At 65.6% G+C, this 19,049-nt stretch carries 20 protein-coding genes; 16 read left to right on the top strand and 4 right to left on the bottom strand.

Features of this window, described 5'->3' with window-relative positions:
• Nucleotide 1 precedes the first annotated feature (1 nt).
• Complete coding sequence (locus EH209_RS11225; protein ID WP_126662987.1) at nucleotides 2–460, top strand: universal stress protein; 459 nt, start codon at nucleotides 2–4, stop codon at nucleotides 458–460.
• Nucleotides 461–634: 174 nt separating this feature from the next.
• On the opposite strand, the gene EH209_RS11220 is transcribed toward EH209_RS11225, so the two are convergent.
• Entirely contained in the window at nucleotides 635–850 is a 216-nt protein-coding gene (locus tag EH209_RS11220) for a hypothetical protein (protein WP_126662986.1), read from the bottom strand.
• 163 nt (nucleotides 851–1,013) lie between these two features.
• On the bottom strand, nucleotides 1,014–1,514 hold the full coding sequence (locus tag EH209_RS11215) for a cupin domain-containing protein (RefSeq protein WP_126662985.1): 501 nt from the start codon (nucleotides 1,512–1,514) through the stop codon (nucleotides 1,014–1,016).
• 382 nt (nucleotides 1,515–1,896) lie between these two features.
• Between EH209_RS11215 and EH209_RS11210 the strand changes: the two genes are divergently transcribed.
• Nucleotides 1,897–2,445, top strand: a complete 549-nt coding sequence (locus EH209_RS11210; protein ID WP_126662984.1) for a tRNA (cytidine(56)-2'-O)-methyltransferase — start codon at nucleotides 1,897–1,899, stop codon at nucleotides 2,443–2,445.
• A 33-nt stretch (nucleotides 2,446–2,478) separates the two neighbouring features.
• On the opposite strand, the gene EH209_RS11205 is transcribed toward EH209_RS11210, so the two are convergent.
• Complete coding sequence (locus EH209_RS11205) at nucleotides 2,479–3,153, bottom strand: hypothetical protein (RefSeq protein ID WP_126662983.1); 675 nt, start codon at nucleotides 3,151–3,153, stop codon at nucleotides 2,479–2,481.
• Between the two features lie 208 nt (nucleotides 3,154–3,361).
• Between EH209_RS11205 and EH209_RS11200 the strand changes: the two genes are divergently transcribed.
• The 5 genes from EH209_RS11200 (at nucleotide 3,362) to EH209_RS11180 (ending at nucleotide 7,376) form a co-directional block, all read left to right on the top strand.
• Entirely contained in the window at nucleotides 3,362–4,939 is a 1,578-nt protein-coding gene (locus EH209_RS11200; protein WP_126662982.1) for a class I adenylate-forming enzyme family protein, read from the top strand.
• Nucleotides 4,940–5,033: 94 nt separating this feature from the next.
• The gene (locus EH209_RS11195; protein ID WP_008896357.1) at nucleotides 5,034–5,267 is read left to right on the top strand and encodes a hypothetical protein; all 234 of its coding nucleotides are present in this window, start codon (nucleotides 5,034–5,036) and stop codon (nucleotides 5,265–5,267) included.
• A gap of 108 nt (nucleotides 5,268–5,375) precedes the next feature.
• Nucleotides 5,376–5,894 (top strand): transcription factor E, encoded by a 519-nt coding sequence (gene tfe, locus EH209_RS11190; RefSeq protein ID WP_126662981.1) that lies wholly within the window; start codon nucleotides 5,376–5,378, stop codon nucleotides 5,892–5,894.
• Nucleotides 5,894–6,595, top strand: coding sequence for a DUF2110 family protein (locus tag EH209_RS11185; RefSeq protein WP_126662980.1), 702 nt, complete (start codon nucleotides 5,894–5,896; stop codon nucleotides 6,593–6,595). Before tfe ends, EH209_RS11185 begins: the two co-directional genes overlap by 1 nt.
• Nucleotide 6,596: 1 nt before the next feature.
• The gene (locus EH209_RS11180) at nucleotides 6,597–7,376 is read left to right on the top strand and encodes a DUF5803 family protein (protein ID WP_126662979.1); all 780 of its coding nucleotides are present in this window, start codon (nucleotides 6,597–6,599) and stop codon (nucleotides 7,374–7,376) included.
• Nucleotides 7,377–7,437: 61 nt separating this feature from the next.
• On the opposite strand, the gene EH209_RS11175 is transcribed toward EH209_RS11180, so the two are convergent.
• Complete coding sequence (locus EH209_RS11175; protein WP_126662978.1) at nucleotides 7,438–7,896, bottom strand: chemotaxis protein CheW; 459 nt, start codon at nucleotides 7,894–7,896, stop codon at nucleotides 7,438–7,440.
• 148 nt (nucleotides 7,897–8,044) lie between these two features.
• Between EH209_RS11175 and EH209_RS11170 the strand changes: the two genes are divergently transcribed.
• The 9 genes from EH209_RS11170 to EH209_RS11130 all read left to right on the top strand — a co-directional run bounded on the left by EH209_RS11170 (nucleotide 8,045) and on the right by EH209_RS11130 (nucleotide 19,047).
• Nucleotides 8,045–8,845 carry a chemotaxis protein CheW gene (locus EH209_RS11170; RefSeq protein ID WP_126662977.1) on the top strand — a complete coding sequence of 267 codons (801 nt, stop codon included), beginning with the start codon at nucleotides 8,045–8,047 and terminating at the stop codon, nucleotides 8,843–8,845.
• 144 nt (nucleotides 8,846–8,989) lie between these two features.
• A complete protein-coding gene (cheY, locus tag EH209_RS11165) occupies nucleotides 8,990–9,352 on the top strand; it encodes a chemotaxis protein CheY (protein WP_008896351.1) in 363 nt (120 codons plus the stop codon).
• Nucleotides 9,349–10,557, top strand: a complete 1,209-nt coding sequence (gene cheB / locus EH209_RS11160; protein ID WP_126662976.1) for a chemotaxis-specific protein-glutamate methyltransferase CheB — start codon at nucleotides 9,349–9,351, stop codon at nucleotides 10,555–10,557. Before cheY ends, cheB begins: the two co-directional genes overlap by 4 nt.
• Nucleotides 10,550–14,428 carry an Hpt domain-containing protein gene (locus EH209_RS11155; RefSeq protein WP_126662975.1) on the top strand — a complete coding sequence of 1,293 codons (3,879 nt, stop codon included), beginning with the start codon at nucleotides 10,550–10,552 and terminating at the stop codon, nucleotides 14,426–14,428. Before cheB ends, EH209_RS11155 begins: the two co-directional genes overlap by 8 nt.
• Nucleotides 14,429–14,462: 34 nt before the next feature.
• Nucleotides 14,463–15,068, top strand: a complete 606-nt coding sequence (locus tag EH209_RS11150; protein ID WP_012942163.1) for a chemotaxis protein CheC — start codon at nucleotides 14,463–14,465, stop codon at nucleotides 15,066–15,068.
• Nucleotides 15,065–16,318 carry a chemotaxis protein CheC gene (locus EH209_RS11145; protein WP_126662974.1) on the top strand — a complete coding sequence of 418 codons (1,254 nt, stop codon included), beginning with the start codon at nucleotides 15,065–15,067 and terminating at the stop codon, nucleotides 16,316–16,318. Before EH209_RS11150 ends, EH209_RS11145 begins: the two co-directional genes overlap by 4 nt.
• Entirely contained in the window at nucleotides 16,315–16,836 is a 522-nt protein-coding gene (locus tag EH209_RS11140) for a chemotaxis protein CheD (protein WP_126662973.1), read from the top strand. Before EH209_RS11145 ends, EH209_RS11140 begins: the two co-directional genes overlap by 4 nt.
• Nucleotides 16,833–17,678, top strand: coding sequence for a CheR family methyltransferase (locus tag EH209_RS11135; protein WP_126662972.1), 846 nt, complete (start codon nucleotides 16,833–16,835; stop codon nucleotides 17,676–17,678). Before EH209_RS11140 ends, EH209_RS11135 begins: the two co-directional genes overlap by 4 nt.
• A gap of 91 nt (nucleotides 17,679–17,769) precedes the next feature.
• The gene (locus EH209_RS11130) at nucleotides 17,770–19,047 is read left to right on the top strand and encodes a hypothetical protein (protein WP_126662971.1); all 1,278 of its coding nucleotides are present in this window, start codon (nucleotides 17,770–17,772) and stop codon (nucleotides 19,045–19,047) included.
• Nucleotides 19,048–19,049: the final 2 nt, after the last annotated feature.

Below are 19,049 nucleotides of genomic sequence, written 5' to 3'. Positions count from 1 at the left end.
CATGTACGAACGCATCCTCGTTCCCACGGACGGTAGCGAAACGGCCGAGGCGGCCATCGACCACGCGCTCGAGCTCGCCGAGCGATACGACGCCGTCGTCCACACCCTGTACGTGGTCGACACCGACTCGATGAGCCTCACCCTCGGCGCCGAACAGCTCGATCGCATCGAACAGGGCAAGTTCGGCGAGATGGACGAAGTCCGGGAGCGCGCCGAGCGCGCCACCGACTACGTCGCCGACCGCGCCCGAGAGCGCGGCCTCGAGGTCGTCGAGCACGTCTCGGCGGGGAAACCCCACTCGCTGATCGCCGAGTACGTCGAAGACAACGATATCGACCTCGTCGTGATGGGATCGCACGGACGGTCGGGGATCCGACGGACGCTGCTCGGCAGCGTCACCGAACGGACGCTCCGATCGACACGCGCGCCGGTCCTCGTCGTCGACACGGACCGAGAGTAACGCGGCGCGGACGCGGACTGCGGTGTTTTTCGGAGCGCAACGACCAATAGCGGTGCCCACGACGATCGATCCTCGAAATCGAGCCTTCGACTCTGTCGGCGGGCCGACGACCGGTGCAGAAGGAAGAAGTACGCTGTTGCTCTCGAGGCCGGGCGAGATTGCTCTCGCGTCGACCTACTGCTCGGATCTCGCCAAATCGAGGCTTGCGAAGAAGCCGAAGTAGGCGATGATCCCGGCGAGCATGAACAGGTAGTATGCCCACTGGGGCCCCTCGAGGAACCGGAAGATGACGTCGACGAGCGTCACCCAGACGATGGCGAAGACCAGATCCGCCAGCATCCCCCACCGCTCCTCGCGAAGCGCCTCGAGTCGCTCACCGAGCCCCGTCATCGGCCGGTCACCCGCCCGGATTCGAACGCGTCCATGACATACCGTCTCGTGCCCGGCGAAAAAAGCCTATCGTCGCCGGTTACCGGCCGACGATCCCATGCCTGCCCCGCGCGAGAGCGTCGGAGTCGCTGGGTGACGGTGAACTCGCTATCGCGGCGACCGGCTACTCGTCGTCGGGGTCGTCTGCGTCCCAGTAGGATACCTCGTCGTCGATGCGGTAGTAGCCTTCGAGCGTCCGCTCCTCGCGGCTGCCGGGCGGCGAGCCGACGTAGACGCCGAACTTCTCCATCTTGGGGTAGACGGTGATATCCGGCTCGTTCATCGTCGAGACCATCAGGTAGCGCAGGGGGTCGTCCCCGTCGTTGACGATCCGGTGGCCCCCGCTTTCGTCGGCCGGGAAGCTCGCGAAGTCCCCCGCTTCGAGGGGCTTTTCTCCGTTTGCCGCGACGAGCAGTCCTTCGCCGGCCAGTACGTACACCGCCTCCTCGTTGGCCGTGTGATAGTGGTAGGGCCACGAGCGCTTCCCCGGCGGGAGTTCGTAGAGGCTACAGCCGAGGTCGTCGGCGTCGGCGGCGGTCGAGAGTTCCTTACGGCGAAACGCGGTGTCGTCGGGTTTCGGGTCGTATTCGTCCCACTCGAGGTCGCGTTCGTTGATCTTTCCCATGCTCAGTTATCGACACTAGTCAACGGTATAATATTTCTCGGGGCCGACTCACTCCGTTTTGCTAAGTGAACGAAACAGCCTCGGAGGCAGTTCAGAATCCGCGAACGAAGTGAGCGGTCGTCCGCCGAAGCGGGGCGAAGCCCCGCGGAGGCGGCCTTCCTCGTGAGTCCAACGGGCGAACGAGGGCTCGGGAGAGCTCTGCTCTCCCGGTGTTTTCATCGAAGTCCGCGAGAGCTCTGCTCTCGCGGGCCCATCAGAAATCAAATATTTCTGAGGACGTTTTTGCGCCGAGTGGTGAGCGAGCGTAGCGAGCGAACCCAAGGCGCAAAAAGTTCGGTCGGAAAACGAAACCCCCTAACCCCGTCCGAGAGTGACTTCGAGCATGCACGACGACAGCGAGGTCGCCGTCCTCCGGCTCGGCCACCGCCCCGGCCGGGACGAGCGGATGACGACCCACGTCGGCCTGACCGCGCGGGCGCTGGGCGCCGACCGCGTCCTCCTGCCCGATAACGCGGGCCAATCGAAGGAGACCGTCGCAGACATTACCGACCGCTTCGGCGGCCCCTTCGGGGTCGAACTCACCGACTCGCCCCAGGGGGTCATCCGCAACTGGGAGGGTCGGGTCGTCCACCTCACGATGTACGGCGAGCGCGTCCAGGATGTCGAGGACGAGATCCGGGCGGCCCACGGCAACGAGAGCCAGCCCCTGCTCGTCGTCGTCGGCGCCGAGAAGGTCCCCTTCGACGTCTACGAGGAAGCCGACTGGAACGTCGGCGTCACCAACCAGCCCCACTCGGAGGTCGCCGGCCTCGCGGTCTTCTTAGACCGGTTGTTCGAGGGGCGGGAACTCGAGCGCGGCTGGGAGGACGCCGACCGTCACGTCATTCCGATGGAGACCGGCAAGCGCGTCGAGTCGACCGACGAAGAGTAGCCGAGGGGGACTCGAGACGCGAGCGACGAAGCCTCAGCCCGCAGGCCGGAACAGTCGGAACGGACGGAGAAGGCGACCGCCGACCGTGCGGACCAAGTTCCGGACGAACGCGACGGCGCCCAACTCGTTCTCGTCGAGCGCGTAGCCGTTTCCGACGCGTTCGATCGGTCCGGACTCACCGTGGCTCTCGAGGAGGCGTTCGAAGTCGTCCTCGGTGAGTCCCGTTCGCGACTGGATCTCGTCGGCGGTCAACGGACGGTCGGCCGCCCGGAGTTCCTCGAGCAGCCAGCGGTTGTACTCGCCGTAGCGAAACACGTCCGCTTTCGACATGTCGTCCTCGTCGGCCGTCGAATCGCCCGCGTCGGCGGAGTCACGGCGCCGCCACTTGTCGACCCCGTCGAGGAGGATCCACGCGCCGATCGCGACGACTCCCCAGCCAACCCAACGACCGCCGTCGAGGAGGAGGGAGGCGCCTGCGGCGACGACCAGCGTCCCGAGGGCGACGCCGGCGGGACCGGGCTCGAGGTCCAGTCCGGCGGCATCGATGAGGGCGGTGAGGACGGGGACGCCAACGAGGAGGCCGACGACGACGCCGATCGCGGTCGACTCGTTACCGGAGAGCGCGAGGACGGCGCCGAAGACGGCGGCGGTGGCGACGTCGTCGCGGTCGATCTCGTCCCGAAATCGGGCAGCGAATCGACGGATCATCGTGTATTGAATCTCACATCATCGGTATTAATACTATCGCTCGGGCGGACGATCGACTGAAGACGCGTTCGGTTCCAGTGGGCTGGTGCCCTCGAGCGCCCCAGCGAACACCCGACCGACTGAGCGTGCACGAGCGGATCGTCCGGCGATTCGCAGCAGAGGTGTAACCGGGGCGAAATTTTATACGCGGCCTTCGGTATCATGCATCATGGATCTGGACGACGTCGATCCGACCGCGCGGGCGGGGAACGTCGCGAAGCTGTTCGACGAGACGGCCGCACACCACGGGGACGCCCAGGCGATGGAACACCGCGGCGAGCGGACGACCCACGCTGAGCTCCAGGCGCGGACCGCCGCCTTCGCCGGCGGACTCCACGAGCTGGGTCTCGAACCCGGCGATCGCATGCTACTCTTTCTGCCGAACTGTCCGGAGTACCTCGTAGCCGCGCTCGGCGGGTTCAAGGCGGGCGTCGTCTTCTCGCCGGTCAACCCGCAGTACAAGCGCCGCGAGGTCGCCTACCAGCTCGAGAACGCCGACGCGAAGGCAATCGTCACCCACCCGCTGCTCCAGGAGGTCGTCGACGAAGCTCTCGAGGAGGCGGATCGAGAGCCCACGGTCGTCACCATCGAGAGCGAGATGGCGGACCGAAACCCCGACGACGTCTTTTTCGAGGACGTCAGCGGCGAGTCGACGCTGGTCGAGCGGGCCGACGACGACGTCGCATTGCTGCCCTACACGTCGGGAACCACGGGCGATCCGAAGGGCGTCCAGCTGACCCACCGAAACACGCGCGCACAGATGAGTTGGCCGCTGACGACCTCCAACGTCGACGTCGACGGCGAGGACGTTCGCAGCCTCATCTGGCTGCCGCTGTATCACATCACCGGCTTCACCCACACCGCCCTTCAGCCGCTCGTCGGCGGCGGCGGGCTGTACTTCCGCAGCGCCCTCGAGTGGGATGCCCAGGAGTGTATGGAACTCATCGAGGCGGAGGAGATCACCCACTTCGTCGGCGTGACGACGATGTACGCGGACATGGTCGAGGCCGACGGCTTCAGCGACTACGACCTGACGAGCCTCGAGGCCGCATCTGAGGGTGGTGCGAAGCTCTCGACGGCGGTCCAGGAACGGTTCGAGGAGACCGCCGGCGTCGACATCTCCGAGGGGTACGGCCTCACCGAAACCCACGGCGCCACCCACACCCAACTGGGCTCGTCGTTCGGCCTGAAACACGGGACGATCGGCCAGCCGCTGCGGATGACCGACTGCAAGATCGTCGACGAGAACGGCGACGAGGTCGCCCCCGGCGAGGAGGGCGAACTCCTCGTGCGCGGTCCGGCGGTCATGAAGGGGTACCACGGGATGCCCGACGCGACCGAGCGGGCGTTCACCGAGCGCGGCTACTTCCGGACCGGCGACGTCGCCCGACGGGACGAGAACAACTACTACGAGATCGTCGACCGCAAGAAACACGTCATCGTCAGCGCCGGCTACAACGTCTACCCAAGCGAACTCGAGGCCCTGCTGTTGGAACACGAGGCCGTCGCGGACGTCGCCGTCATCGGCGTCCCGGACGACCGCCGCAATGAAGTCCCCAAGGCCGTTGTCGTTCCCGCGGCCGGGGTCGACCCGGGAACGGACGTTACCGCCGACGAACTCAAGCGGTACAGCCTCGACCGCGTCGCCGAGTACAAACATCCTCGGGAGGTCGAGTTCGTCGACGAACTCCCCCGGACCACCAGCGGCAAGGTGCAGAAGTACAAGCTCGAGTCCGTCGACGACTGAGGCCGCGACGGTCGATTCGGCGCAGCCGCGAGCGGTGATTCCGGTGCTGACCGCGAACGGCTAGTTTTTCACCCCTCGAGGTCCCAAATCGAGTATGGATTCGGACGCGCCGCTTCAGCGGACGCCGATCGAGTACTACATGTTCGCCGCGGTGCTGGTCGTGCTCAACATGGTCGTGTTGGTCGCGACCGGCCACAGCCTCCTGGTGGCGATTCCGAGGGGGCTGTTCTTCGGGCTCTTCGAAGCGACCATGCTCTTGCTGATCGTCGCCACCCTGCGTCTGGTACTGGGGCGAACAGGCCGGTCGGACGACGAACCGACCGAGTAGCGGGGACACCCACCGGGCAACGGTTCAACGATCCGGAGACTCCGCCGCGGGCCCGGCACGCGAGGCAGTTAACAAGACTTAATGGCCACATGCCGTTACACGTAGGTAATGGCTTTTGAGGACCTGCTCGAGGATCCGGTCATCCAGAAGTACTTGCACGAGCTGGTCGGTCCCAAGGGGATGCCTGTCGCGGCGGCGCCGCCGGACGGGGAAGTGACCGACGAGGAGCTCTCGGAGGAGCTGGATCTCGAGTTGAACGACGTGCGGCGGGCGCTGTTTATCCTGTACGAGAACGATCTCGCGACCTACCGACGGCTGCGCGACGAGGACTCGGGGTGGCTCACCTACCTCTGGACGTTCGAGTACGACAACATTCCGGAGAACTTAGAAGACGAGATGTACCGCCTTCACGAGGCCCTCGAGGAACGCCGGGAGTACGAGCGCAACCACGAGTTCTACCTCTGTGAAATCTGCTCGATCCGGTTCGAGTTCGGCGAGGCCATGGACTTCGGCTTCGAGTGCCCCGAGTGTGGCTCGCCGCTCGAATCGATGGACAACGATCGGCTCGTCAACGCGATGGACGACCGCCTCGACGCCCTCGAGGACGAACTCAACCTAGAGGCCTGATGGTCGTACTCGCAACCAAACTATACGTCGAAGGCGACGCCCGCGAGCGGGCGCTGGACTCGCTTCGCTCGCTGGTCGCCAACGAGATCGGCGAGCTCGAAGTCGAGTTCGAACTCGGCGTGCGCCACGACGACTTTCCGTCGGTGACCATCGAAGGCGAGGACGCCACCGTCGCGCGCAACGCCCTCCGCGAGGAGTTCGGCGAGATCGTCCCCGATCTCGAGCCCGGCGAAACGTACATCGGTACCCTCGAGTCCTGGGACGACGACGGCTTCGTCCTCGACGCGGGACAGGGCGAGGGCGTGCGGATCCCGACCGACGAACTCGGACTCGGTCCAGGATCACCCGAACAGCTCCGCGAGCGGTACGGGCTAGTCCAGCATCTGCCGCTGCGGTTCGTCTACGGCTCGGCTGACGCCGGCGAGGACGGCGAAGGCGAGCCGTCCCGACTCGCCGATGCGGAACGGGATCGCCTCTACGACTGGACCCGCGGCGACGGTCGGCTCAACGTCAACAGCGCCACCCGCGCCGAGGTGCGGGCGACGCTAAACCGCGCCGGCCACGCCCAGGACTACGTCACCGTCGAGCGGCTGGGCCTCCTCGAACAGAGCGTGATCTGTACCGAAGATACCGACCCACCGGGACTGCTCGCGAGCGTTGGCGAGTACCTCCCGGCGGAGCTCCGCTGCGTCGTTCCGTAACATGAATCGACGGCTCGTTCTCGCGGTGATCGCGGTCGGTTTGATCGTTACCACGGCCGGCTGTTCGGGCGTCTTCGGCGGGATTTCCGACGAGCAGCTCGATCGGGATCAGAAGTACGACGACCTGCGAGGCAACGCGTCCGACGCCGACGTCACCATCGACGTCGAGGGCGGCAACATGCTCAACAGCGGCGAATTCCGCGCCGTGTACGACCTCGACGGGACGGAGGAGCTCTCGCTCTCCCAGTCGGCTCTCTTCAGCGAGCAGGCGCTCGACATCCACAGCGTCCGCTACTGGTACCCCAACGGAACCGAGGTGACGGGGTCGGAACTGGACATCGAGCAGAGCCGCTCGAGCACCGAGATTCGCGTCCCCGACAAGAACGGGACGCTCGCGTTTTCAGGCGAGGCGGGCCGGAAGACGTTTAGCCTGCCGGCGTACGTCGAGGGCTCCCACGAGGTCCGGCTCCCCGAGGGTCACCGGACGACGAACTTCATCTTCGGCGACGTCAGCCCGAGCGGCTACGAGCGAGAGATCGTCGACGACGAGGAACGCCTCTACTGGGAGGAAGTCGAGAACGAAATCTCGGTCCGCTACTACCTCAGCCGCGACATCCCCCTGTTCATCGGACTGATCGGCACCGTCGCGCTCATCGGGGGCGCCGGCATCGCGTACTACTACCGGGAGGTCAAGCGACTCCGCAAAGAACGCGAGGAGATGGGCCTGAACGTCGATATCGACGACGATTCGAACGACGGTCCGCCGCCGGGAATGGGCTAACCCGGCTCAAGGACTCCGTGCTATCGGCGCGTCGATTTTCGCGACCGATCGAGACGAATCGTCAGCCGTGAATCGCCCGTTCATCGAGCCAGAGCACTTCGTCGCCGTCGATTTCGAGTCGGCCCTTGACGTGGGCGATCCGAGCGCTGGTCGGCGTCGGCTCGAGGTCGCTCGTCCGCACGGTTCGCGTGACGTCGACGTCGTCGACGAGCCAGCCGACGTACGCGTCGTCGGCGTCGGTCAGCCGAAAGACGAGCAGTTTCGGCGTCTCGATCCGGTTTATCGTCCGGACCGACGAACTGAACGCTCGGGGGAGGTCGACGACCCGAATGCGGTCGCCGGCGACGGAGACGGTCCCGGCGTTCCACGGGTCGTCGGCCGTCGCGACGGACTGGTCGTCGCCGACGCCGAGAACGGAGTCGACCGAGGCGGCCCGGACGCAGTACCGGTCTCTCTCGAGAGTAAACGTCAGCACGGAGACCCGATCGTCGTCGCAGTCCCGGTTTACGGACGATGCCATACTGCTGCGAAATTTAACTGTGTAAATATAAGGATTTCGATCGGAATTCGAACAACAAACGGCGGACGGCGGATCCGCGTCGGCGGCGGCGATTTCCGGCGGCGGGAGTCAACGTTTTAGTGTTGGAATGTGATGCTCGAGCAAGAACATGACCCCGGATCTCTCCGAGAAGCTTCTCGGAATCGATATCGACGACGCCGACGAGCGACGGCAACGCGACGGTAGCGAGACGGACGAACCGCGGGCGGAACTCGAACAGTTCGTCGTCTTCGGACTGGGCGACCACCGGTTTGCGATGCCGGTCGCGACCGTGCGCACGCTCGCAGAGGTCCCCGACGACGTTACCCGCGTTCCGCGGGCGCCACCGGCGATCGAGGGGATGGTGGACCTGCGCGGGGATATCACGGCCATGGTCGATCCGGGCGTTCACTTCCCGACCGTCGAGCGCGAGGCCACCGCGGGGCGCGAACGGTTGCTCGTGCTCGACCGACCGTCCGACCAGCAGTCAGCCGCGATCCACGTCGACGACGTGATCGGCGTGGAGACGGTTCCCGAGGACGATATCGTCGACGAAACGACCGTCGAGGAGAGCCGGCTCTCCGGCGATGCGCTCGACCATCCGCTCGTCGTCGCGCTCTTCGAAACGGAGCGCGAACTCGCGGGCGGGAGGGCCGGTCGCGGTTCCCAGCGGAGCGCGAGCGCAGTCGATGCCGACCGCGGCGCCGACGGGAGTGCGCTGTCAGCCGTGCAGCGGTCGGGTTCGGACGGGGCAGACGACGCGGTTGGGAACCCGTTCGAACTCGAGTCCGCGGACGCGGGAGCGCCGGACGACGCCGACGAGGGGGACGACCGAACGGCGGACGCGGGATCGACTCGGGAGGTCGTCATCGAGGCGACACCCGTGGTAGATATCGAACGTCTCCTGTTGGCGTCCGGACAGGGAGAATAGGGCGACGGAGCCGCCGGTTACGGGGTCGACGATGTCGCATTCTGGATGATGTCTCCGTCCCGTATACGTCACTTATCATGACTGATAATCGAGAGACAGCATTTATGGTAGTTGTATTGTTATCAGCGGTTGGTGTACTACTGAATGTCGACAGGGGTGCTCATCGTGGACGACTCTCATTTTATGCGGAACTTACTGCGCCAGATCTTGGAACAGGATTACCGCATTCTCGGAGAGGCGTCCAACGGCGCCGAAGCAGTCAAACTGTACAAAGAACACGACCCCGATATCGTCATGATGGACATTGTGATGCCCAAATGCAACGGCATCAAGGCGACCGCGGCGATCAAGAAGATCGATCCGGACGCCCGCGTTATCATGTGTACGAGTGTCGGGCAACGTGAGAAAATGAAACTCGCCGTGAAGGCTGGTGCGGACGGCTACGTCACGAAACCGTTCGAAGAACCCAGCGTCAGAAAGGCCCTCACAGACGTCGCTGCGGCATGACGAGAGTACTCGTTGTCGACGACTCGGGGTTTATGCGGACAGTCATCGGCAACGCGCTTACCGGGGCTGGCTACGAGGTCGAGACGGCCACGAACGGTTCGGAAGCGATCGAAGCGGTGGCGGCGTACGACCCGGACGTCGTCACGATGGACGTCGAAATGCCCGAACTCGGCGGTATCGACGCCGTCGAGCGAATCATGGCGACGAATCCGACGCTGATTCTCATGCTCAGCGTTCACACTGAGGAGGGCACGGAAGCCACGCTCGACGCGCTCGAGCGTGGTGCCGTCGACTTCCTTCACAAACCCGACGGAGCCGACGAGCGAACGGTCACCGACCTGACCGACGACGTCGTCGCGAAGGTCGACGAACTCGCCGACGCGAACGTCTCGTCGATCGCTCTCGCTCGCGCGTCCGCCTCCGCTTACGCGACGCGATCCAACCAGGAGGCAGCCGCCGGCCGGGCCGTCGCCGGCTCCGGAAACGATGCACAGGTCGGTTCCGGTGGCGGTCCTCAGGCATCGCCGGACGGTCCGGCGGTCGGGCCCCGCGCCGCCGCCGGAACCGAGATCGGCGACTTCCCGCCGGTCGATCTCGAGGGCGAGTACGCGGCCGATCCGGTCGTCGTCCTCGGCGCCTCGACCGGCGGTCCGAAGATCGTCGAACGACTGTTCGAACGGCTGCCGATCGAGCTCGACGCGAAGGTTCTCGTCGTCCAGCACATGCCCGCTGGCTTCACCGAGCGCTTCGCCGACCGCCTCGATACGCGCAGCGAGTACGACGTCCGCGAGGCAACCGACGGCGAATCGATCCATCCCGGCGAGGCGGTGATCGCCCCCGGCGACGCCCACCTTGAGGCCCTCAGCAACGTCAACGGGCGCCTTCGCGTCCGACTCGACGACGGCGAGCGGCTTCACGGCGTGCGTCCGGCGATCGACGTGACGATGCGGACCGCCGCTGAGCGGGTCGACGACCCGCTCTGTGGCGTCGTGCTGACCGGGATGGGGCGGGACGGGGCGGACGGAATCGAAGCGATCCACGCCGCGGGCGGACGAACCATCGCACAGGACGAAGCGACGAGTCCGGTCTTTGGCATCCCCTGTCAGGCGATTCAAACGGGCTGTGTCGACGACATCGCGCCCGCCCCCGAACTCGTTGCGGCGATCGTCGACGCGTTCGATACGGACGGTGAGACCGATGACTGACTATCTAACCGACTTCGTTCAGGAGAGCGAAGAACGAATTACGGAACTGAACAACGCGTTGCTCACGCTCGAGCGCGATCCGACCGACGACGAGGCGATGGAGAACATCTTCCGGGTCGCACACACGCTCAAGGGCAACTGTGGCGCGATGGGACTCGAGCCGGCGAGCGATCTCGCCCACGCGATCGAGGATCTGCTCGACGCCGTCCGGCAGGGCGGCCTCGAAGTGACGCCCGAACTGATGGACGTCGTCTTCGACGCGGTCGACGAACTCGAGACGATGATCGACGAGGTCGCGGCCGGCGGCGAGATCGAGACCGACCCGTCGGCGACGATTGCGGCCCTTCGGGACCAACTCGAGGCCACCGACGGGCCCGCCGCGATCGCGACGCCCTCGACCGACGAGATCGACGCCGTCACCGAGCGGTTCGATCCGCCGACCGACGACGAACACCGCGCCTATCTGGTGCGGCTCGCGATCGCCGAGCGAGACGGCGTCAACAGCGGCAAACTCGTCGTCGACGCGTTGATCGACGCGTTCGCTCTGATCGGGACCCAGCCGCCCCGAGACGAGATCGAGGCCGGCGAGTACGACGGCACGTTCGACGCCGTCTTCGGCAGCGCGGTCGGAAAATCCGCGATCACGTCCGGTCTTGAGCCGGTCGAGGAGGTCGCCGACTTCGAACTCGTCGACATCAGCGACCAGTTCGACGCCCGTTCCGACGGGTCGGACGCGGCGACCGAGCCGGGCAACGGGATCTCCACGGAAGACGCCGCGGACCTCGAGGTCGACGACCTGCTCGACGAGTTCGATGAGTTCGACAACTTAGACGAGATGGTCGACGACGTCGACGACGACGAACTCGAGGCCTTCGAGGAGATGGGCGAGGCCGGTTCGTTCGACGACCTCCTCGACGAGGACGACCTCGAAGTCGACGGCGAACTCGGGGAACCGGCGGTCGATCCGATCGAGGACGACGCGAGCGAGCAGGCGGCCGACGACGCGTCGGCCAACGCCGAAGCGGACGACGTTGACGACGCCAACGCCGTCTTCAACGAACTCAAAGACGAGGTCGAGATGGTCGGCTTCGACGAGTTGCAGGACGAACTCGAGGAACTCGAGTTCGACGAGTTCGACAGCGACGACGAGGTCGATATGGACGAACTCCTCGGCGAGGACGCCGACGCCGACGACGCGTTCCTCGCGGGGCCGGAACCGACCGAGGACGACGTCAACGACCTTCTGGTCGACGCCGGCGACGCCAACGAACCGGCGGCGGCCGACGCCGTATCGGACGACGAGCTCGACGAGTTGCTGGCCGGCGGCGACGAAGCGTCCGCCGACGCGGCGACAGACGACGAACTCGAGGACCTGTTTACAGGCGACGACGAAGCGTCCGCCGACGCAGCGACGGATGATACTGCCGCTGCAACGACGGACGAACCCGCCGACGCGGCAACGGACGACGACTTCGACGACCTGTTTGCAGGCGACGAAGAGACCGCCACCGCGTCGACCGACGAGGAAGGCACGGCGGTCGAACCGTTCGAACCCGAACCCGAACCGGAATCCGCCGAGGCGACAGCCGAGTCGGAACCGGACGCCGCCGTAGAGTCCGAGCCCGTGCTCGAGGACGACGAGGACATCGTCGACGAGCTGTCGACGGACGATGACGTCGAAGCGGTCGCCGAAGCGGATCCGGACGCAGAACCGGAGTCGGCGACCGAATCAAAGTCGGCTGCAGACTCAGAACCGGCCGTCGAAGCGGAGTCGGTTGCTGCAGACCCGGAGCCGGCTGCCGAAGCAGAGTCGGCCACCGACTCGGCGTCGCCCGCAGTCGAAACAGAGACACGGACCGATGCAGACGACGGTCTCGAGTCCTCGACGGCTGCGGAAACCGATTTTGACGGCGAGGACGGAGACGCGACACTGCTGGACGAGGACGAACCCGCGGTCGACGATCCGTCGACGGCGGAGTTGGACGACGCGATCGAAGCAGCGTCGGAACCGGGAGACGACGGCGACGCGCTCGAGGACGAGTCAGATGCCGAGTCGACCGACCTCGAGACGCCCGATACCGCCGTCGAGACCGACGGTACGGACGACGAATCCGTCGAGGCGGACTCCGAACCCGAGGCGGCGACCGACGAACGCGACGAGACGTTCGGCGACGACGCCGTCACGGCCGACTCCGCCGGCGACGGACAGACCGCGGACGACGCCGAGGGCGAGTTCGACGACGATCTCGAGACGAGTTTCGAGGACGAATTCGATTCGACGGCGTCGGCCGACGACTCGAGCGACGACCCGTTCGCCGCTGACGAGGACGATCCGTTCGCGGACGAGGATCCGTTCGCGGACGACGCGGCGGACGATGCCTTCGGCGAAGACGACGCGTTCGCGGCGGACGATCCCTTTGCGGACGAGTCGTTCGACACCGAGTTCGAGTCGCCGGACGACGATTTCGACGACGTGACCTCCGCGACCGACGCCGACGCGGAGTCGGTCGACGAAGTCGTCGACGGCTTCGACGATTCGTTCGGTGACGAGGACGGCGAGGCGGCGACCGACTCGAGTGCGGAAACGCCGTCGTTCGACGATGACGCCGGGGCCGACGACAGCGACGAATCGGCAGCGGAGGTCGTCCACCGGATCGAGGAACCGACCTTCGAGAACCCCGGGCTGACGGTTCCGGAGTCGACGGACCGCCCGGACGCCGACGAGCAAACCGACGAGATCCAGTCGGTCAGGGTCGACATCGACCAGATCGACTCGCTGCTGACCCTCGTCGAGGGGCTGGTCACGAGCCGCGTTCGGCTCCGCCACACCGCGACCGAAAGCGAGGCGACCGACGCGCTCGAGACGGAACTCGACGACCTGGAGGACCTGACGACGGACCTCCAGGAGACGGTGATGGACATCCGACTGGTCCCCTTGCAGACGGTCGCGAGCCGACTGCCGCGGGTCGTCCGCGACATCGCGCGCGATCAGGACAAGGAGGTCGCCTTCGAGATGACCGGCGAGGACGTCGAACTCGACCGCAGTATCTTAGACCGGATCGGCGACCCGCTGATCCACCTGGTTCGCAACGCCGTCGACCACGGGATCGAACCGCCCGAGGAGCGCGAAGCGGCCGATAAACCGCGCGAGGGATCCGTCGAGGTCCACGCCGACCGGTCTCGAGACCAGGTGCGGATCACCGTCGAGGACGACGGGAGCGGCCTCGATCCGGACCGGCTTCGCGACGAAGCCGTCGAGGCCGGCGTCCGCTCCGAGGACGAGGTCGCTGACATGTCCGACGACGAGGCGTACGACCTCATCTTCCACCCCGGGCTCTCGACAGCGGACGAGGTGACCGACGTCAGCGGCCGCGGCGTCGGCATGGACGTTGTCAAGCGGACGATCGAGGACCTCGACGGCACGGTCGCGATCGACAGCGAGGCCGGCGAGGGGACGACCGTGACGATGACGCTTCCGGTGTCGGTCGCCATCGACGACATCCTGTTCGTTGAGTGCGGTGGTGAGGAGTTCGGGGTGCCGACGAAGGCCGTCCAGGACATCGAATCGGCCGCCACCCTCGAGACCGTCGACGGACAGCGGGTCCTCACCGACGGCGACGACACCTACTCCGTCATCGAACTCGACGACGTCCTCGAGACGCCGCGAGCGAGCGCCAACGGCGACGGGATGGTCGTGCGGATCCGCGACGACGTCCGGTCGGTTGCCCTTCACTGTGACCACGTGTACGGCCAACAGGAAGTCGTCGTCAAGCCCTTCGAAGGCTTCATGAGCGATATTCCTGGACTCAGCGGAGCGACGGTGCGAGGACGGGGGGAAGTGGTCAACATACTAGACGTAACAACACTATGACAACGAACGACTACCCACACCCACGGAGGAACCCATGACGCTAATGGTCGATATTCGAAAGCTGAGTTTCATCAACGAAATGGCGAAGGTCGGGACGAACGGCGTCGCCGACAACATGAGCAAGCTTACCGGCGAGGACGCACAGATGGAGGTGACGAAGACGAACTTCATCGACGTCGACGACATCGAGTCCCAGCTGGACTCGGGCAAGCGAGTCGGCGTCCGCGTCCGGCTGCTCGATCCGCCACACGGCCACATCCTCATCCTCTTCCCCGAGGCCAGCGCCAAGAAGATCACGGCGATCATGCTCCGAGATGTCGTCGACGACATGTCGGACGTCTCGGGCAAGATGGCCAGAAGCGCCGTCGAGGAGATGGGCAACATGATGGCGAGTGGCTTCATCGACGGCTGGGCCGACGTGCTCGGACGCGCGATCGACATCGCCGCGCCGCAGCTCGTCTACGCGCCGACGGGCGATATCGTCACCCGAACCGCCGGGCTCGGCGGCGACGATCTCGCGCTGTTCTTCGACTCGGATCTGACCGTTCCGAGCTACCAGATCGAAGCCGAAATCTACGCCTTCCCCGACTTGGAGGAGTTCGTCGAGATGGTCAACGGCATCGAAGTCCAGCACGCATGAAACTCGACGTCAACGCACTCGGAACCTTCTACCGAATGGCCCGAGAGGGCGCCGGACTGGCCGCGGGGCGACTGACCCACATGACCGGGGTCGAAACGCAGGTCGGCGTCACGAAACTCAACTTCATGCGCGGCCGCGAGATCCAGCGGGATTTCGAGGATTCGACGGAGAAAGTCGGCGTGCGAGTCAAGCTCACCGGCGCCATCGAGGGCTACTCGATGATCGTCTTCGAACGCGAGAACGCGTTCCGGATCGTCGAGACGCTGCTCGCCGAATCCGACGAGGCCGAAATCGACGTCGACGGCGAGTTCGACGAAATGACGCGCAGCGCCGCGACCGAGGTGGGCCACATCATGAACAGCGGGTTCATCGACGGCTGGGCCGACGTCTTAGAGACCGTCATCGACGTCTCGACGCCCGAGTTCGTCCAGGGGGCGACGGCGGAACCCTTCTTCGGCGACGTCAGCGAGGCGCCCGACGACGACGACCTCGCCTTGCTCTTCCAGAGCCAGATCGAGACCGTCGGCACCGAAGTTGGCTTCAGCCACTACCTCTTCCCGAAACGGGAGTCGATGTCGGCGCTGCTCGACCGCCTGCGGACCAGCGGCGGTATCGAGTACGACAAACTCGACGGCTTCGACCGCATGGCCGAACGCGGCGCCGAGGAGGTCGCCAAGACGGCGACGACGCTGACCGGCATCGACACCAGCGTCGAGATCCGGCGGCTGAACTTCGTCTCGCTCGAGGCGATCCCCGAGCAGGTGGCCGACCAGAAACTCGTCGGCGTCGCCTTCGAGTTCGACGGCATGCCCAGCGGCTATCTGCTCTTCCTGTTCGACGAGGAGTCGGCCCACGAGATCGTCGACGCGATGGTTCCGATGGAGGTCGACGAGGACGGGTTTGGTGAGATGGGCACCAGCGCGATCAAGGAACTGGGCAACATCATGGCCAGCGGCTTCCTCGACGGCTGGGCGAACGTCCTCGACACGACGATCGACCACTCGACACCGGAGTTCATCCACGATATGGGCGCCGCCGCCGTCGACCCCGTGATCATCCAGCTCGGAGAGAACCAGGAGTTCGCGTTCGTCTTCGACACGGTCGTCGTCGCCGACGGCCGGGAGTTCGACTGCGAGGTGTACGCGATCCCGGACGAAGCCGACCTCGAGCGGGCGCTGAACAACCTCGACGTCGATCGGATCGAAGAGACGCCGACGACGGCCGAGTTCCAGGAAGTCAACAACTCATGAAGACGTACGGAACCGAACCGGGCGCGCCGACGCCGGTCCAGGTCGGAATCTCCGAACTGGTCGTCAGCGACGGCGACGATACGCTCAAATCCTACGGGCTGGGCTCGTGTCTCGCGATCACCCTCTACGACCCCGACAGCGATATCGGCGGACTGGCCCACGTTATGCTCCCCGACGGCGACACCGCCGACAACAGTGACCGAAAACCCGGCAAGTACGCCGACACCGCGATCCGGGCGCTGTTGCGACGGATGGTCGAGCAGGGAGCCAGCTACACCACCGTCAAGGCCAAGATTGCCGGCGGCAGCGACATGTTCGAATTCGAGAGCTTCGGCGACGGCGTCGGCCAGCGCAACATCGCCGCCGCCAAGGAAGAACTCGAAAAGCTCGGCGTTCCCCTGATCGCCGAGGACGTCGGTGGCGAGTACGGCCGGACCGTCGAGTTCACGCCCGGAACGGGGACGCTCCTCGTCAAAACGGCCGACGAAAGCGCCGAGAACGGACGGGTGGAGCTATGAGCGACGCGGCGTTCGACGAACTCCTCGAGTTCGTCGAGGACGAACTTGCCTTCGCGACGAGCCACTACAACGACAGCTACCTCGATCGGCGCGTCTCCTCGCGAATGCGCCGGACCCAGTCCGAGACGTACGCCACGTACCTCGAGACGCTCCGGGACGATCCTGAGGAACAGACCGCGCTGCTCGAGGCGATGAGCATCAACGTCACCGGGTTCTTCCGCAATCCCGACGTCTGGGACGGGATCCGAGAGGTCCTGCAACGGCTGACCGCGACCAACGAGACCGTCCGCGTCTGGAGCGCCGCCTGCGCCGACGGGCGGGAACCCTACTCCGTGTCGATGCTCGCCCACGACGACCCCGAGATCGACGAATCGTCGGTCTCGATTCTCGGCACCGACATCAGCGAACCCGCGCTCGAGACGGCCCGGTCGGGCGTCTACGAGGAATCCCGGACCGTCGACTTCGCCGACCAGCTCGACTTCCTCAACGACTACGACGCGTACGTCGAGTGCGACGACCGGACCTTCCGGATCGATCCCGCCGTCAAACGGAACGTCACGTTCGCGTGCCACGACCTGATCAACGACGACCCCAAGACCGGATTCGATCTGGTCATCTGTCGGAACCTGTTTATCTACATCGACAACGAGTACAAGCAGTCGATGTTGGCGACGATCGCCCAGTCGCTTCGGCAACAGGGGTATCTCGTTATCGGGAAGGCCGAGACGATCCCCCCGAACCTCAAATCCGCGTTCACCGTCCGCGACGCTCGGCTTCGCATCTACCACCGAGACACACTGGAAACGGCCTCGTTGACCGGCGAACGGACACCGTCGAAGTAGACCACGGCCGGTAACCGCGGTACGGTTCGCAATCCGTCTTCTGTAACACATAGCGACGCTTACGTATCGGGACCGCGAAAACGGAGTCGAGATGAGTGCATTCGATCTCGACGCGTTCGTCGGTCGCTCTCGAGCGCTCGTCGAGTCCGCGCCGCCCGCGACGCGCCGGGAAACGCGTACTTGGCTCGTCGATCCCCTTCTCGAAACGCTGGGCTGGGACGTCCGCGCTGATACCTGTCTGAGCGAGACGACTGTCGACGGTACCCGACTCGAGTACGTCACCGCCGTCGGCGGGGTCCCCGCACTGTTGGTCGCCGTCGAACCTTACGGGGAGTCGCTGGACCGAGACCGCGCCGTGTCCCTCCTCGAGACGATGGCGTGGACGGGGATCGACCGCGTGATCTACACCGACGGCCGCGACTTCCTCCTGCTGGCCGGAACAACCGACGCCGATCGGCTGGCCTGTCGGCTCGCCACGTTACCCGACCACGAGTCGGCGCTCGCCCACTACACGCGCGAGACTATCGGCCAGCGACTCGAGCGCCACTCCCGGCCGTTCGTCGCCCGCCAACTCGCCGTCGCACGCGACGAGATCGTCGCGTCGATCGTCGACGAACTGACGGCCGTAACCGATCAGGGCGACGCCTACCGCACGGAGTTCGACTCCGCGGCCGGCCGGTTCGTCGATCGACTCGTCGCCGCCTTCAGCGACGACGGACAGCGACCCGTAGCCGGCGATCTGGAGGCCGCCGACGCCGACGTGTCGTTCGAGTTCTCCGAACCCGGTTCCTCGAGCGATGAGAGCGAAGCGACTCGACAGTCGATGTCGACGGATGAGAGTCGACCGAACCACCCTTCGACCGGCGACCCGGACTCCTCGACGGACGAGACGAGCGCGACCGAGGAATGCGAGACCGACGCCGACGCAGACGCTGCAGACGGGGACGAGTCACAACCGGACGGGGGCGGCGACGATGCCGCCCGCGCGAGTGCCTCGAGACCCGAACGAAGCGACGCCGATGCCGACGCGGGCGAGTATATCGTTCGCTTCTTCAACGAGCGGGGCTCGATCGGCGCGATCGGCCACTCCAGATCTGATCGGGCGCTGGTCGCCGCCGCGGAGTACCTCTTCGAGCGCGGTCTCTCCGGGCTCTCGGTGCCCTGGAGTCCCGACGAGGGCGACGATACGCGAGCCGTCCTCCACGAGTCCCCGACTCATCCCGACGGGACCCCGATGACCACTCCCCAGCAGCTCTCGAACGGACTCTACCTCGAGACCGGCGGTGACGCCGAGCGACGGGCCAACCGCGTCGAAGCGCTCGCCACTCAAGCGGGGTTTCGGGCGATGCTAACCGGCGATTGGGAGTAAAA

The organism is Haloterrigena salifodinae, assembly GCF_003977755.1.
In the GTDB taxonomy this organism is placed as follows: Archaea; Halobacteriota; Halobacteria; order Halobacteriales; family Natrialbaceae; genus Haloterrigena; species Haloterrigena salifodinae.
This window is presented reverse-complemented; position numbering and strand designations above follow the sequence as displayed.

Bases quoted from the DNA above. Each gene is read 5' to 3' on its own strand.
- EH209_RS11185 (WP_126662980.1), top strand. From the start codon at position 5,894: ATGGTCGTACTCGCAACCAAACTATACGTCGAAGGCGACGCCCGCGAG.
- EH209_RS11150 (WP_012942163.1), top strand. From the start codon at position 14,463: ATGACGCTAATGGTCGATATTCGAAAGCTGAGTTTCATCAACGAAATG.
- EH209_RS11180 (WP_126662979.1), top strand. From the start codon at position 6,597: ATGAATCGACGGCTCGTTCTCGCGGTGATCGCGGTCGGTTTGATCGTT.
- EH209_RS11225 (WP_126662987.1), top strand. From the start codon at position 2: ATGTACGAACGCATCCTCGTTCCCACGGACGGTAGCGAAACGGCCGAG.
- cheY (WP_008896351.1), top strand. From the start codon at position 8,990: ATGTCGACAGGGGTGCTCATCGTGGACGACTCTCATTTTATGCGGAAC.
- EH209_RS11140 (WP_126662973.1), top strand. From the start codon at position 16,315: ATGAAGACGTACGGAACCGAACCGGGCGCGCCGACGCCGGTCCAGGTC.
- EH209_RS11220 (WP_126662986.1), bottom strand. From the start codon at position 850: ATGACGGGGCTCGGTGAGCGACTCGAGGCGCTTCGCGAGGAGCGGTGG.
- EH209_RS11200 (WP_126662982.1), top strand. From the start codon at position 3,362: ATGGATCTGGACGACGTCGATCCGACCGCGCGGGCGGGGAACGTCGCG.
- EH209_RS11170 (WP_126662977.1), top strand. From the start codon at position 8,045: ATGACCCCGGATCTCTCCGAGAAGCTTCTCGGAATCGATATCGACGAC.
- EH209_RS11135 (WP_126662972.1), top strand. From the start codon at position 16,833: ATGAGCGACGCGGCGTTCGACGAACTCCTCGAGTTCGTCGAGGACGAA.
- EH209_RS11145 (WP_126662974.1), top strand. From the start codon at position 15,065: ATGAAACTCGACGTCAACGCACTCGGAACCTTCTACCGAATGGCCCGA.
- tfe (WP_126662981.1), top strand. From the start codon at position 5,376: ATGGCTTTTGAGGACCTGCTCGAGGATCCGGTCATCCAGAAGTACTTG.
- EH209_RS11155 (WP_126662975.1), top strand. From the start codon at position 10,550: ATGACTGACTATCTAACCGACTTCGTTCAGGAGAGCGAAGAACGAATT.
- cheB (WP_126662976.1), top strand. From the start codon at position 9,349: ATGACGAGAGTACTCGTTGTCGACGACTCGGGGTTTATGCGGACAGTC.
- EH209_RS11210 (WP_126662984.1), top strand. From the start codon at position 1,897: ATGCACGACGACAGCGAGGTCGCCGTCCTCCGGCTCGGCCACCGCCCC.
- EH209_RS11175 (WP_126662978.1), bottom strand. From the start codon at position 7,896: ATGGCATCGTCCGTAAACCGGGACTGCGACGACGATCGGGTCTCCGTG.
- EH209_RS11205 (WP_126662983.1), bottom strand. From the start codon at position 3,153: ATGATCCGTCGATTCGCTGCCCGATTTCGGGACGAGATCGACCGCGAC.
- EH209_RS11215 (WP_126662985.1), bottom strand. From the start codon at position 1,514: ATGGGAAAGATCAACGAACGCGACCTCGAGTGGGACGAATACGACCCG.
- EH209_RS11195 (WP_008896357.1), top strand. From the start codon at position 5,034: ATGGATTCGGACGCGCCGCTTCAGCGGACGCCGATCGAGTACTACATG.
- EH209_RS11130 (WP_126662971.1), top strand. From the start codon at position 17,770: ATGAGTGCATTCGATCTCGACGCGTTCGTCGGTCGCTCTCGAGCGCTC.